Genomic DNA, 13351 nt, shown 5'->3' with positions numbered 1-13351 from the left:
AGGGTTGTGTTAGACGGCATTTTGTTTTACGGGATCAAAATTATTTTACCAGTACTTTCTCTGCTTTCTAAAAAATCGTGTGCTTTTTTACCTTTCGAAAGTTTAAAAATTGTAGGCTCAGGGATTGTTATTTCTCCAGAAATTATCCAGTCAAATAATTGATTTGCTCGTTTAATACGTTCTTCTTTTGAAACTAGGTAATTCCATAAATCTCCACCCGTTAATGTTTTAGAACTATCCATTAACATTCTTGGATTTATAAAATCAGGATCTCCACCAGCCATTCCAAAAAAGACAACTTGGCCGCGGTTTTTTGTTACTTCAAAACTATCGCTTAATGTATTACCTACGCTATCGTAAGTAACATCTACTCCGTTGGGGACGAAGTTTAAAACTTGATTTTTCCAATCATTAGAATATAAAAATACTTTATCAGCACCGTTTAACAGCGCTGCTTTTACTTTATCGTTTGATGAGGTAAGTCCAATAACAGTAGCTCCTAATAATTTACTTATTTTAGTTAAAAACTGTCCCACACCACCTGCTGCAGCGTGAATAAGTACGGTGTCTCCTTGTTGTGTTTTGTGGCTGTCTGTGGCTAAATAATGTGCTGTTAATCCTTGTAGTAATATCGTGGCCGCTGTTTCAAAACTGATGGCATCAGGTAACGGAATCGCATTTTTAATGTTAACAGCAACGAGTTGTGCGTTAGCAAGTGGAACATCTGCGAAAGCGATTCGGTCACCCACATTAAAACTAGTATTATTGCTATTGATGACTACTCCAGCTCCTTCGTAACCTGCTATAAATGGCGGTGTACCTACTAAATGGTAATCACCTTTTCGTCTATAAACATCTGCAAAGTTCAATCCGATGGCTTTCATTTCAACTAAAACTTCATTTTCCTTTAAAATAGGATCTTTTATTTTGATGTATTGTAACACATCTGAAGTGCCAAATTCAGAAAAGGTAAGTGCTTTCATTTCTTGTGATGGGTATTAATTTTTAGATGTAAAGTAAGGGAATAAAATGTTAAGTGTTTGCTTGCTGTTGCCAATTTATTGTAAAAATAAAACTGGTTTTGCTATGGGTTTAAACGCATGTTTGTAAGGTGTTTTTTGAATCCAAATTTGGTATAAGCCTTAATTGCATTTTCATTGTCACTATATACATCCAAGCGTATTTCGGTTGCGTCTTGGGAATTGCACCACTCTTTTAAAGCGGCAATTATTTTAGCATTCACACCTTGACCTCGGTATTCAGGAATGGTGTACATAAATCCTAAATGGCCATAGTTCTTATGTTTTAAATAGGGTTTTGCAACTTCTAATCGGGCGTATCCTGAAGCGATTATTTGGTTGTCAACTACTGCAACAATGATTTCAACATCAGTTGCAGGAATCATTTTTCGAATATCATAATAACTTATTTTCTCCTCTTTTAAAGTAGGATCAAAAGGTCTTTCGGCAGCAATAACTCCTTGCTCAAACGCTAGTAATGTGTTCAAGTCGGCTAGAATTGCTTTTCTTATTTTTATACTGTCCATACTAATTGTTAACCGTTAGCTTAAAAGGGAGTGGGTGATTGTAAAGAGCGTTGTTTTTTAATTAACAGAATTAATACGAATAAATTGTGTTTAACAATTCGAAACAGAACGTTAAAGCCTCCTTTTATTCTATATCTTTTTGTATTTTTGTTTGGCTAAAAATAATTATGACAGAAGAAAACGTAATACTAGTAAACGAAAAAGACGAGCAAGTAGGGTTAATGCCTAAATTAGAAGCTCATGAAAAAGCAGTTTTGCACCGTGCATTTTCTGTTTTTATTTTAAATAGTAAAAATGAAATTATGTTGCAACAACGCGCACATCATAAATACCATTCTCCTTTATTGTGGACAAATACTTGTTGTAGTCATCAACGAGAAGGAGAAACCAATATAACAGCTGGAACAAGAAGGTTGTACGAAGAAATGGGATTTAAAGCGGAACTTAAAGAGCTTTTTCATTTTATTTACAAAGCACCATTTGATAACGGGTTGACTGAGCATGAATTAGATCATGTAATGATAGGGTATTATAATGATAGTCCAGTAATTAATCCTGATGAGGTCGAAGCTTGGAAATGGATGAGTATTGAGGCGGTTCAAGAGGATATGCGCAACAATCCAGCACTTTATACGGTTTGGTTTAAAATTATATTTGATGAATTCTATCATTATTTAGAAGATCATAAGTTATAATCAGGTTATTGCTAGTTATTAAAGCGATATCTAAAAAGGATTTTGTAAAAGCAAAAATCTAAAATTTGAAAAGCTAATATTTATGAAAGTTACCATAAGCAGAAAAGCACATTTTAATGCTGCACATAGATTGTATCGTAAAGATTGGTCTGTAGAAAAAAATGATTCGGTGTTCGGGAAATGTAATAACCCTAATTTTCATGGTCATAATTATGATTTAACCGTTAGTGTTACTGGCTCTATAGATCCTGAGACTGGTTTTGTAATGGATGTTAAGTTCTTAGCTGCTATTATTAAGGAAGAAGTAGAAAACCAATTTGATCATAAAAATTTAAATCTTGATGTTCCTGAATTCAAAGATTTGAATCCTACCGCTGAAAATATTGTAGTAGTGATCTGGAATAAAATCAGAAAAAGAATAAAGGATGAGTTTGAATTGGAAGTCGTTCTTTATGAAACAGCACGAAATTTTGTAACTTATAAAGGAATATAATGGCATTAAAAGTAGGAGATAAGGTTCCGGTTTTTGAATCCAAAGATACTAAAGGAGCACATTTTGATAGCCAAGAGATTATAGGTAAAAAACCTGCAGTTATTTATTTTTATCCAAAAGACAATACCTCTATATGTACGGCACAAGCTTGTAGTTTTAGAGATCAATACCAAGATTTTAAAGATTTGGGTGCTGAGGTAATTGGAGTTAGTAATGATAGTGTAGCTTCTCATCAAGAATTTGCTAAAGAGCATGCGCTGCCTTTTATTCTTTTATCTGATGAGAATAAAAAAATCAAAACGCTTTTTGGTATTCCGCCAGCTTTATTTGGTTTATTGCCAGGAAGAGTGACTTATGTAGTTGATAAAAACGGAATCATAGTGCTGATTTTTAACAGTATGTTAGGAGGTAAGCATATCTCTGAAGCGTTAATAGCATTAAAAAAAATAGTATCTTAGTTTACGGAATAATAGCTAAAGCAGACTAAAAAATATAAACATGAATGATAAAATATATCCTTTGCAATTTGACCCTATTCTAAAAGAAAGAATCTGGGGAGGTGAGAAATTAAAAACAATGCTAGGGAAACCAATTATTTCTAGTATTACTGGGGAAAGTTGGGAGTTGTCAACTGTTAAAGGAGATGTAAGTGTAGTTGCTAATGGCTCTTTGAAAGGGAAATCATTAATGGCTGTTATTGCTGAAATGCCTAAAGAAGTTTTAGGTACCGAAGTTCATGCCCGTTATGGAGATCAATTTCCTTTATTATTTAAATATTTAGATGCTCGTCAAGACTTGTCTATACAGGTACATCCTAACGATGAATTAGCTAGAAAACGTCACAATTCTTTTGGAAAAACAGAAATGTGGTATGTAATGCAAGCAGATTCAGATGCTAAAATAATTGTAGGTTTTAAAGATGATTCAAATCCTGCGGAGTATTTGAGCCATTTAAAAGATAAAGGCTTATTGTCTATTTTAGATGCTATAACAGTAAGTGAAGGAGATGTGTTTTTTCTTGAAACAGGTACTGTTCATGCTATAGGTGCCGGTTTGTTAATTGCAGAGATTCAGCAAACATCTGACATTACCTACCGTATTTATGATTTTGACCGTGTAGATGCTCAGGGAAATACTAGAGAATTGCATGTTGACTTAGCTCTAGAAGCAATAAATTATAATAAAGTAGATACTAGAAAAGAATATTTAGAAGAAGAGAATCAAGCGAACCCTATTGTTAACTGTCCTTATTTCACGACTAATTTTATTCCTTTATCAAAAGAAACAACGATTACTAAAACAGGAAATAGTTTTACTGTATATATGTGTGTTAGTGGTGAATTTGAGTTAGAGTATGCTATGACCATCTATAAATATAAAAAAGGAGATACTGTATTAATACCTGCTGCAATGGACTATTATGTGTTAAGCGGAAAAGCTTCTATTTTAGAAATTTACATTTCATAGCTAGTAATAGAAAGATTATGTGTACTTTTGCAGACGCAAATTAAAATTAAAAAAAATGGCAAACGTTAAGAATTTAAAAAAAGACATCAACTACGTATTAGGAGATATTATTGAAGCAGTTTACTTGTTCGAAATTTCTACAACTGGGAAACCAACAACAGAAACTAACGATTTAATTGACGAAGCTATCGCTGCTTTTGATGTTTTGATCGCAAAAGTTAATGCTAAAAAAGTTGAAGACAAAAAAGCACACTTCAAACAAATCAATGTTGAATTGGAACAAACTGCTAATCAATTGATTGCTAAGATCAACGAATTGTAGGCAAAAAAAACGATAAAAAATAGCAGATTTATTTTGGAAAACACGAATTCATCTGTATATTTGCACCCGTAATGAGACGCCAGCGTAGCTCAGTTGGCTAGAGCAGCTGATTTGTAATCAGCAGGTCGTGGGTTCGAGTCCCTCCGCCGGCTCATTGTAAAACCATCTAATTTATTAGATGGTTTTTTTTTGCCTTAAAGCTAAATATCTTATTAATAAGCAGTTAAAAAATAAATGAATTTTATTGTAAATATTGTTTGCATAATCAAAATTCATATGTATATTTGCACTCGAAATGAGACGCCAGCGTAGCTCAGTTGGCTAGAGCAGCTGATTTGTAATCAGCAGGTCGTGGGTTCGAGTCCCTCCGCCGGCTCATCGTTAAAACCATCTAACTTTTGTTAGGTGGTTTTTTTTGTGGGTATACCAAAAAAAAACGTCTCGTATTATTTACGAGACGTTTTTACGTTTTAACAAGAAACAAAAAGTTGTACTTATTGTTTTTTTAATCCATTAACATACTCTGTTAGCTTTTTTCCATAAAGTGATTTGGCTACTTTTGGGGTCATTGATTTTTGAATAGTATCTAGGTATTTAATATTGATATCATAAATTTCAGATAACGCAATATAAGGGGCTATTTCTTGGTCTTTATTGTTGATGGCAAAGTTAGTTGCAAACAAGTATTTTCTTTTGATATTAGAGTCTTGTTTCGCGCCTAAACTATCAATGGCTTTAAGATTCTTGTATTTTATTGCTTTAAATTTTTTAGCAATCAAATCTAGTTTTTCCTCATTAAAACGGTTATTGATTTTTTTGTATTCCTCAAGTAATTCTTGATTTTTAGAACCTGTTATTTTCGCGTCAGATAAATACGCATCTAGGTTGGTGTCAATAGTCATTTTTCCTGGTTCTGCAAAGAAGGCGATGTTGTTGTCTAATGAATTAGTAACCCCTCTATCAAGAAAAAGGTACAATACCTCTGGTGACTTTAAATCAATATCGCTTTCAAAAGTTGATTTACCATCAATGTTTATGGTGTCTATAGCAACTAGGGTTGTGTCAACCACTCTCTGGATGTATAAAGTACCTTTTTTAAGACCTTTAATATTTCCTGTAATGTGTAGGTCTGCTTTTGATTCGGTTTTATTACATGATGCTAATAGCACAAGAGAAGCGAATACAAGTATTGATTTTTTCATTGGTTATAATTTTGCTGCAAAATAAAGAAAATAGTTGGAACGATAGTACGTCGTCTTAATGTAATTTTTCAAAAAAAAATGGCAATCAGTTACGATTGCCATTTTTTTAAATTGTAGTTGCATTAATTTTTTAACCAAGCATTTTTAAGTTCGCTTTTACTTGGATCAGTAACGGTTAGCGTTTCTTTATCTTCGTAAGGGAATTTTACTTTTCCGGTTAGTGTTTGAGTTTTGTCTCCACGTTTTATTTTCACAGTGATTGCATCGTCTTCTTTCCATTTTTGGCTTTCACCAATCATGTCATAAATATTTTCTAAAGAATATGGTTTGTCATTAATGGCAACAATAATATCACCTCCTTTTAAATCTAAAGCAGTAAAAAATGGATTCAATTCAATTTCAGGAAGTACCATAATTTCTTTAGTCTCAGGATTAACAGTTATGTAAGGGGTTTGTCCTTTTAAGAAAACGTTTCCAGCTACTTTTTCAGATGATTGTTTAACGCCTACTTTAGATAAAAATTCTCCGTAAGGTATTGGTGTTGTTCCAGCTACATATTTCTTTAAAAATTCACCCACTTCAGGATAAGTTAAGCTTGTAATTTTGGCAAAAAGATCTTCGTCGTTAAATGGTTTAGAAACACCGTATTCCGTAGATAGTTTATGCATTAAATCAAGAATTCCTCTTTCTCCATTGCTTTTTTCTCTAATAATTAGATCAATACACATGCCTATTAAAGAACCTTTTTGGTACACATTAATATATTGTGCTTTGTAAGGCTCTACTAAGACATTTTTACTCATTGTTGTAAATGACATCGTATCGTTCATTGCATTTGCATGTGCAATTTGGTCAGAAAGACGACCGTAAAAATCTTCTTCACTAATTAAACCTTGGTTAATTTGAAATAAATTAGCAAAGTATTCAGTTACCCCTTCATACATCCATAAATGTTCAGACATTTTTGGGTTGTTGTAATCAAAATATTGAATTTCTTTTGAATGAATAGTTAATGGCGTCACGATATGGAAAAATTCATGTGACACTACATCCATCATTGATTTTACTAATTCTTCTTTAGGCATTATTTCTGGTAAAACAACTGTAGTTGCCGTTGGGTGCTCTAATGCTCCAAAACCTTTTGCATCCGTATCCGTCATTGTAGATAAATACAATAAAACACTGTATTTTTTAGTAGCGTTTATTTTTCCTAAAAAATGTTTTTGCGCCGTCATCATAGTTTTCATCTCAGGCGTGATGCTCTCTGCAGTAACCTTTCCTGTTGGGGAGTATACCGCAATGTTTATTTCCATTCCGTCTACGGTAAATGATGTGTGATCAGGTTTAGAGTACATAATAGGATTTTCTACTAATTCAGCATATCGCTCCGTAGTAAATACATCCAAAGTTGTGCTCTCATCAGTGTCAGTCATTGAAGTCGCTCCCCACATATCGGCTGGATGCGAAACAGTAACTTGGTAAGGAATGGTCATGAAGTTTGTAAAATAACCTACAAAACAATGGGTGTTTAATAGGATATTTTTTCCAGCATCAATATTAGAACCAGCAGGAGAGAAAATATCATCTTGTCCAAACTGCGTTCCTTTTTCAGTATCAAATGTATCGTTTACTAAATACGTTATTTTGCTTAAAGTTGTAGCTTTTGAGATAGACCAAGAGTTGTCATCCAGTTTTTTTACGTCAAGAAGGTTTCCTTTTTGATCATAAGCTTTTAAATCGTCAATGTACCTACCGTAGTTGTCTTCAGAGTAAGTTCCTGGAACCGTTTTTGGGATGTGATACGTTATTTCGTTTGTTAAAATAGTAGGTGCGTTTACGGTCACCATTACTTTGTCATCTTTGATATCAGTCAAGTTTATGGCTACTTGAACCTCTTTTTTTGCCGTAACTTGAGTAGTTGAGCTTGTTGTATTACAACCCCAAAGTACCATTGAAGCAGTTAGTACTAAAAATATTCTTTTCATTTGTTGTAGTTTTCAGTATTAGACTCAAAAACAACTATAGTGTTACAGATTTTGTAGCCTAATTTATGCAAAAAAAAAGACACTCGGGTAAAGAGTGTCTTTCTAGTAATTTGATTAATCAAATTTATTTTTTATATAATATTTTCCGTCTAAATCTTCATCAAATTCATCTATTTTTAGTGGTTTTGGCTTTGGCTTATTCGCTGTAGCTTTCTTTTTCCACATCTCAAATTTTTCAGCAGGAAGCTTTTTCTTCATTATTTCCAGAACTTCTTTCTCGGCTAGACCAAATTCTTTTTTAATAATTTCAAAAGGATTTTTTTCTTCTAAAGCCAATGTAACAAGTTTTTCTGTTTGATCCCAGTTCAGTTCTTTGCGGTTACTCTTTTTCATCACGTGAAAATTAATTCAAATAGGTTTTAATGATTAATATAATTGATTCTAAATTAGATACCAATATTAATAAAAATAATAATTACTTCGCATGAAAAAAGTATTTTTTTTTAAAGTATCTAATTATTTTTTAAATAGCCTTTTTTTTTTGGCAGAATAACAATTGTTTTTTGTTATTAATTGTTTCTTCTAATGGCTATTTTATGAGGTAAAATCCTCCTCTATTTATAATGTAAAAAGCACTTGTGACAACTAGTGAAACAAGTGCTTTAGTGTTTTTATTAAGTATATAAGTAAGCCCAGTAAATTAGTACTAGTTGTAAAGGCATGCGAAGCAATAATACCCATGTAGGTAATCCCATACGTGCTTTTGGATTTTGATACATATAAATATGTGTAGGAAAAACAGCAATTAATAAAGCAATAATTCCCCAAGCGGCATGATTTGACAAGACAGGAATTAGTAATGCGATTCCCAAAATGATTTCGGTAATTCCGCTTATTACATTTAGTAATTTAGGATTACCGAAATAATCAGGTACTATCTTTTGGTACATTCTAGGGTTTCTAAAATGATTTATTCCAGCTAATGTGTAAATAAAAGCCATCAAATATAAATGCCAAGGAAAAGTCATATTGTTATGTATTTAATAAGAAGACCTAAAGTACTCTTTTTTCGCATCAACTAAGATTACAATATTTGTTTACGTTTAAAATTAACATTCATAATTACTATGGCAATGATGATTAATGCAATACCCATCCACTGTGTTGCAATAACTTCTTCGCCTAATAACACAAAAGCCATCATAACTGAAATAGGTAATTCTAGCGCAGAGACAATACTACCTAAGCCAATTCCCGTCAAAGGAAATCCTGCAGTCATCAACAAAGGTGGGATTATTGTTCCAAATAAAGCCATTATAATTCCCCATTTGTAAAAAATGTCATAGTTAAAGGGTGTAGTTTGTGTCGCTATCGAGAAACCAAAAACGATTACCGCTCCACCTAATAACATATATAAACTACGTTGTGCCGAAGAAATTTCTGTGGCTACACGATTTGCCGTAAACATGGTTGTTGTAAATGATGCTGCTGCAAACATTCCCCACATAAGTCCATGCCAGTCTAATTGAATTTCGTTTTTCAAAAGATTTGTAGCAAGTACAGTACCAATTAACACGATGAATACCGAAATCACTTTTTGCTTAGAAGGTAGTTTTTTCTCTAATATCATTTCGAGAATAACTCCCATCCAAACGGTTTGCATCAATAAAACAATTCCTATTGATACCGGAATATAGCGCACAGCTAAGTAGTAGAAAACACTAGTCATCCCTAACGAAGTTCCGGCTAACATTAACTGAAAAATATTACGTGAACTCGCCTTTTTTACTGTATTCTTATTTTTACTTTTTTGAAATAAATTAATCAAAAGAATCCCTATGATTCCTAAGATAAACTGAGATGAGGTAACCTCTGCAGTGGTATATGGATTTCCGGTGATTCCTATATCACCATAAGCAAGCTTCACAAAAGTGGCTAGCATACCATAACTTGTAGCGCCTAGACCCACTAGAAAAACTCCCTTTAAAACTGTATTATTCGACATTGTTATTTTTTTAGAGGGGCAAAGATACACTTTCATCTCTAAGCTTACTTTAACAGTGGGATTATTTTTAAAATAAGTCGGTTACTAGTGGGGTTTTAATCCCAATTTTTGTTGGATCAAAATTGAGTTTGTCCTTTAAAAGAGTTGCATACACACTCCTAAAATCGACTTGATGCTTTAAATCACCTTGTTGCAAATCAGATAAATTAGGGTTATTCCCAATAACATTCCCTTTATTGCTTCCGCCAATAATAAACATAGGGGCCGCTGTTCCATGGTCTGTTCCATTTCCGTTGTCGTGGACTCTTCTGCCAAATTCTGAAAAAACCACGATGGTCACATTTTGAAGTAGCTTAGCATTTTTCATATCGCTATAAAAGCTAAATAGTGCATCATTTAACTCAGTGAGTTTGTTTTTATGAAGCGTTAATTGATTGTCATGCGTGTCAAAGCCATTTAAGGAAGTATAATATACTTTCGAATTCAAGTTTCCTTTTATTAATCGGCCTATCCAAGCAAGGTTTTTTCCTAATCCAGATTTAGGATATGCATTTTCTGGGCTTGCTTGCGCCAAAGCTTTCTGGATTTGCTCTGATCCTTCTACAGCAGAATTGGCTATTTTTCGAACAAAATCTAGTTCGGGATTATCTGATAGTTGGTTGTTCTCTTCCTTACCATTTTTTATTTTGAATTTCTCAGGATCTTTAATCGTAATCGCATTAGGGACTTCTCCTTTTAACGATAGGTTGTCAATGTTGTCAATATTAATTCCTGCAGTAGGGGTGTGAGTGGCGCATTGCAAATCTAAATAACGTCCTAGCCAACCTTCATTTATATATTGATCAGCGTCAGAAGCGGTTTGCCAAATTTCCTGACTTCTAAAATGCGAACGATTGGGCTCTGGATAGCCCACGTTTTGAATCACTGATAAATCACCATTTTGTTGCATTTGCGCAAAGCCTTTTAGTGAAGGATGAAAAGCCATTTCCTTATTTCCAGCAATCACTTCGTCTTTAGAAATCGCAATTTTAGGACGCATTTCATAATACAAAGGATCCAAGTAGGGTATGAAAGTATTTAGACCGTCATTACCACCGTTTAATTGAATAAAAACGACACATTGCTCGCCTATAATTAGGTTTTGTTGCTTGCTAAAAGAGAATAAAAAATCGGGTAATAGCAGCGATCCACCTGTAAAAGTACCTGTTAAGGATAAAAAATTTCTTCTGTTCATAATATATGGAATTAAACGCTGTAATTAGATTAATTGAAACTCAGGTTCCTTAATAATGGTGTTAAATAAACGCAAGACAACTTGATCAGCATTAGGGCTATTGGGGTCAAAATCATATTTTATAACCGTTTCGTAATCAGTTTGTGACTCTGGGCTTACGCCAAATAACAAACGGTCTGTGAGTTCTGTTATGATGGCTTTGTTTTTAGCTTTTTGCCAATTTAAAGCAACCGATTTTTCTTTTTGCTTGTTGTTTTTTCGCTCACTACTCTCCTCCATTTTTCCCTGCATGTCTTGTTCGACCTTTTGTTTATTGAATATTTTTCCTTGACAATAGGCATCAGCAACCGTGGCGCGCTGTAAATAAATTTGAGTTGTCAACCATGATTTTCCTCCTTCCCAACCTTTTACATTAGGTTGGTTGAATAAATCCATACTTTGTTGTTTTATGAAATTGACAATTACATTGCTTTTTACATTTTTGACTTGGAGTTCATCAAGCAGTTGCAAACTGTATTCTATTGGATTTTTAATCTTAGAACCTGCGGTGTTTTTATCAAATTCTTCTGTAAAAATTTTTAATAACAACGGTTGAAATTCAAAATCGACTTCTCTAAAATAATCACCGTAATAGCGCACCAATTCCTCTTTTGGATCATCATAGATAAACCATTCTAGTATTTTGCGGGTCATGCGATACGGAATATTTTTTTGTTCGAAAATAATATCAACTAACTCATCTGATTTGAATACACCAGTTTTTCCGAAATAAGTAATAACAGAGTTGTCTTCAAATGGTTTTTTATAAACCGCTCCGTCGTCGCCAAGAGTTAACCCAGCCAATCCTTTAGCGCCATTTTTAATATCCTCTTCAGTATAATTTCCTATACCAAGTGTAAAAAGCTCCAGTAATTCTCTACTTAAGTTTTCGTTTATTTTTCCTTTTTTATTATCAGTATTGTCTAGATAACGTACCATAGCATTGCTTTTTAAAATGGCTTTAGTTAAAGTTTTAAAGTTTCCAAAGGCATTTTTACGCAAAATCTGGTTGTGTTGAAATACCCAATAATTCACTTTTACTTTTTGATAGGTAGCCACAAAATGGTTGTGCAATAGCAAGGTCATTTTTTCCTGCAAAGGATATTGGGAGTTAATCATTCGGTCTACCCACCATTGTTTCATTGCCTCTGAAATTTGATTTTCTTTTTGTCGGGCTTCCTTTTTTTCTTCTGCAGTAGCGTTTTTAAACATTAACCGTTGTGCCTTTAATTGTGCTGCTGTTCTTGGACCCTGACTTAAAAAATCAGGGATAGTATTGTCAAAAGGAATAGTAAAAGAATCCTCTAGAAAAGCAGTCATTCCTTTTTGCGCAATTTGGTCGTTTTCTTTATTAGAAAAACCCAATCGCAAAGACCACAGTGTGTTATTTTTCATAATAATGTATTTAGACTAACGTCTTTTATGTTTATAAACTTTGCTTGTTTTAGCTTTTTTACTTTCTTTTATCACAACTGTTTTTCGATTATTATGAATCACAATTGTAGAATGGCGTCTTTTAGGTAAGTACACATTTCGGGCCACAATTACGCGACGGGATGCCACTCGGTGAAAATAGGAACGGTGAGGAGCAGCCTTAGCATAAAAAATAGTATGGCGGTAAGGATGCCAAGTACTCCAGTATTTAGGATAAAATCCCCAGTGGTGTGGCGATGTCCAAGCAACATATCTAGGCGCATAAATAAACCGCACACTAGGCCAGAACCATACATTTACACTCACTCTGTTAGTGTTAATTGCTGCTAGTGCAGGACCGTGTTGAACTTGATTCATGCTGCTTTCTGTTTCAAATGGTTCTATAATGGTGTTTTCGGCATACAAATCAGTATCGCCTTCTATTTGCAATATAGCTTGCTCGTTGCCCGTTTTTTCGATGCCAATCGTAGCAATATCTTGCTTTTCATTTTGGTCTAAATACGTACTCAAAACAATAACGTGTGTGTCGTTATCCTTAATGTCGTCTACCGTAATATAATCTACGTTGCCATCATTATTAAGATCGAGGTTGTTGACATTATTGTTTTCTTCATTGATCAGTTTTTCAAATTCGGCTATAGAACTTGATTTTTTAAATAAGGCAAGTGCGCCTTCTAAACTAAAATTATCACCAATATTTTCTGGTAAATCATTTTCTTGTGAGTGCCCAATTGTAACTCCTAGAATAATTAAAAGGGCGGTGGTTATTTTTTTCATGATAATTAATTTTAGTTGTAAGACTTTTAAAACATTAAAAGGTTTATTCCAAAAAAGTTAAAGCTACTTTTTTTAACTTTTTATTTAATGTAAGAACTCCTTTTTAGTTTTTTGTAAGCTGAAAAATGCATTTTTATTTGTGTTTTATGTAT

At 33.4% G+C, this 13351-nt stretch carries 15 protein-coding genes and 2 tRNA genes; 7 read left to right on the top strand and 10 right to left on the bottom strand.

Annotated elements, in window-relative coordinates:
- Positions 1–26 precede the first annotated feature (26 nt).
- Together ACVEGE_RS03430 and ACVEGE_RS03425 are read right to left on the bottom strand one after the other, a co-directional pair.
- Positions 27–983 (bottom strand): quinone oxidoreductase family protein, encoded by a 957-nt coding sequence (locus ACVEGE_RS03430; protein ID WP_192500209.1) that lies wholly within the window; start codon positions 981–983, stop codon positions 27–29.
- A gap of 101 nt (positions 984–1084) precedes the next feature.
- Positions 1085–1546, bottom strand: coding sequence for a GNAT family N-acetyltransferase (locus tag ACVEGE_RS03425; RefSeq protein WP_173852756.1), 462 nt, complete (start codon positions 1544–1546; stop codon positions 1085–1087).
- A 167-nt stretch (positions 1547–1713) separates the two neighbouring features.
- On the opposite strand from ACVEGE_RS03425, the gene idi reads away from it, so the two are divergent.
- From idi to ACVEGE_RS03390, 7 genes are all read left to right on the top strand, one after another.
- Positions 1714–2241, top strand: coding sequence for an isopentenyl-diphosphate Delta-isomerase (idi, locus tag ACVEGE_RS03420; protein ID WP_192500208.1), 528 nt, complete (start codon positions 1714–1716; stop codon positions 2239–2241).
- Between the two features lie 82 nt (positions 2242–2323).
- Complete coding sequence (locus tag ACVEGE_RS03415) at positions 2324–2734, top strand: 6-pyruvoyl trahydropterin synthase family protein (protein WP_173852758.1); 411 nt, start codon at positions 2324–2326, stop codon at positions 2732–2734.
- Entirely contained in the window at positions 2734–3192 is a 459-nt protein-coding gene (locus ACVEGE_RS03410) for a peroxiredoxin (protein WP_192500207.1), read from the top strand. Before ACVEGE_RS03415 ends, ACVEGE_RS03410 begins: the two co-directional genes overlap by 1 nt.
- 40 nt (positions 3193–3232) lie before the next feature.
- Positions 3233–4201, top strand: coding sequence for a type I phosphomannose isomerase catalytic subunit (locus ACVEGE_RS03405; RefSeq protein ID WP_192500206.1), 969 nt, complete (start codon positions 3233–3235; stop codon positions 4199–4201).
- 55 nt (positions 4202–4256) lie between these two features.
- The gene (locus tag ACVEGE_RS03400) at positions 4257–4523 is read left to right on the top strand and encodes a hypothetical protein (RefSeq protein WP_173852761.1); all 267 of its coding nucleotides are present in this window, start codon (positions 4257–4259) and stop codon (positions 4521–4523) included.
- Between the two features lie 78 nt (positions 4524–4601).
- Positions 4602–4675, top strand: a tRNA-Thr gene (locus ACVEGE_RS03395).
- A gap of 150 nt (positions 4676–4825) precedes the next feature.
- Positions 4826–4899: transfer RNA gene (locus tag ACVEGE_RS03390), tRNA-Thr, on the top strand.
- A 118-nt stretch (positions 4900–5017) separates the two neighbouring features.
- Here the strand turns inward: ACVEGE_RS03390 and ACVEGE_RS03385 are convergent.
- The 8 genes from ACVEGE_RS03385 to ACVEGE_RS03350 form a co-directional block, all read right to left on the bottom strand.
- Entirely contained in the window at positions 5018–5725 is a 708-nt protein-coding gene (locus ACVEGE_RS03385; RefSeq protein ID WP_173852762.1) for a DUF4369 domain-containing protein, read from the bottom strand.
- Positions 5726–5847: 122 nt separating this feature from the next.
- On the bottom strand, positions 5848–7710 hold the full coding sequence (locus tag ACVEGE_RS03380) for a M61 family metallopeptidase (protein ID WP_192500205.1): 1863 nt from the start codon (positions 7708–7710) through the stop codon (positions 5848–5850).
- A gap of 114 nt (positions 7711–7824) precedes the next feature.
- On the bottom strand, positions 7825–8103 hold the full coding sequence (locus ACVEGE_RS03375) for a DUF2805 domain-containing protein (protein ID WP_173852764.1): 279 nt from the start codon (positions 8101–8103) through the stop codon (positions 7825–7827).
- Positions 8104–8384: 281 nt separating this feature from the next.
- Positions 8385–8738 (bottom strand): DoxX family protein, encoded by a 354-nt coding sequence (locus ACVEGE_RS03370; protein WP_192500204.1) that lies wholly within the window; start codon positions 8736–8738, stop codon positions 8385–8387.
- Positions 8739–8794: 56 nt separating this feature from the next.
- Positions 8795–9715 carry an EamA family transporter gene (locus tag ACVEGE_RS03365; RefSeq protein WP_192500203.1) on the bottom strand — a complete coding sequence of 307 codons (921 nt, stop codon included), beginning with the start codon at positions 9713–9715 and terminating at the stop codon, positions 8795–8797.
- A 67-nt stretch (positions 9716–9782) separates the two neighbouring features.
- Complete coding sequence (locus ACVEGE_RS03360) at positions 9783–10949, bottom strand: DUF1501 domain-containing protein (RefSeq protein ID WP_192500202.1); 1167 nt, start codon at positions 10947–10949, stop codon at positions 9783–9785.
- A gap of 24 nt (positions 10950–10973) precedes the next feature.
- The gene (locus ACVEGE_RS03355; protein WP_192500201.1) at positions 10974–12383 is read right to left on the bottom strand and encodes a DUF1800 domain-containing protein; all 1410 of its coding nucleotides are present in this window, start codon (positions 12381–12383) and stop codon (positions 10974–10976) included.
- A 15-nt stretch (positions 12384–12398) separates the two neighbouring features.
- Positions 12399–13199, bottom strand: coding sequence for a hypothetical protein (locus ACVEGE_RS03350; protein WP_192500200.1), 801 nt, complete (start codon positions 13197–13199; stop codon positions 12399–12401).
- Positions 13200–13351: the final 152 nt, after the last annotated feature.

The organism is Flavobacterium sp. PL002, assembly GCF_054165825.1.
Note: the sequence above shows the minus strand (reverse complement) of the source record. Positions and strands in the feature narration are given on the sequence as shown.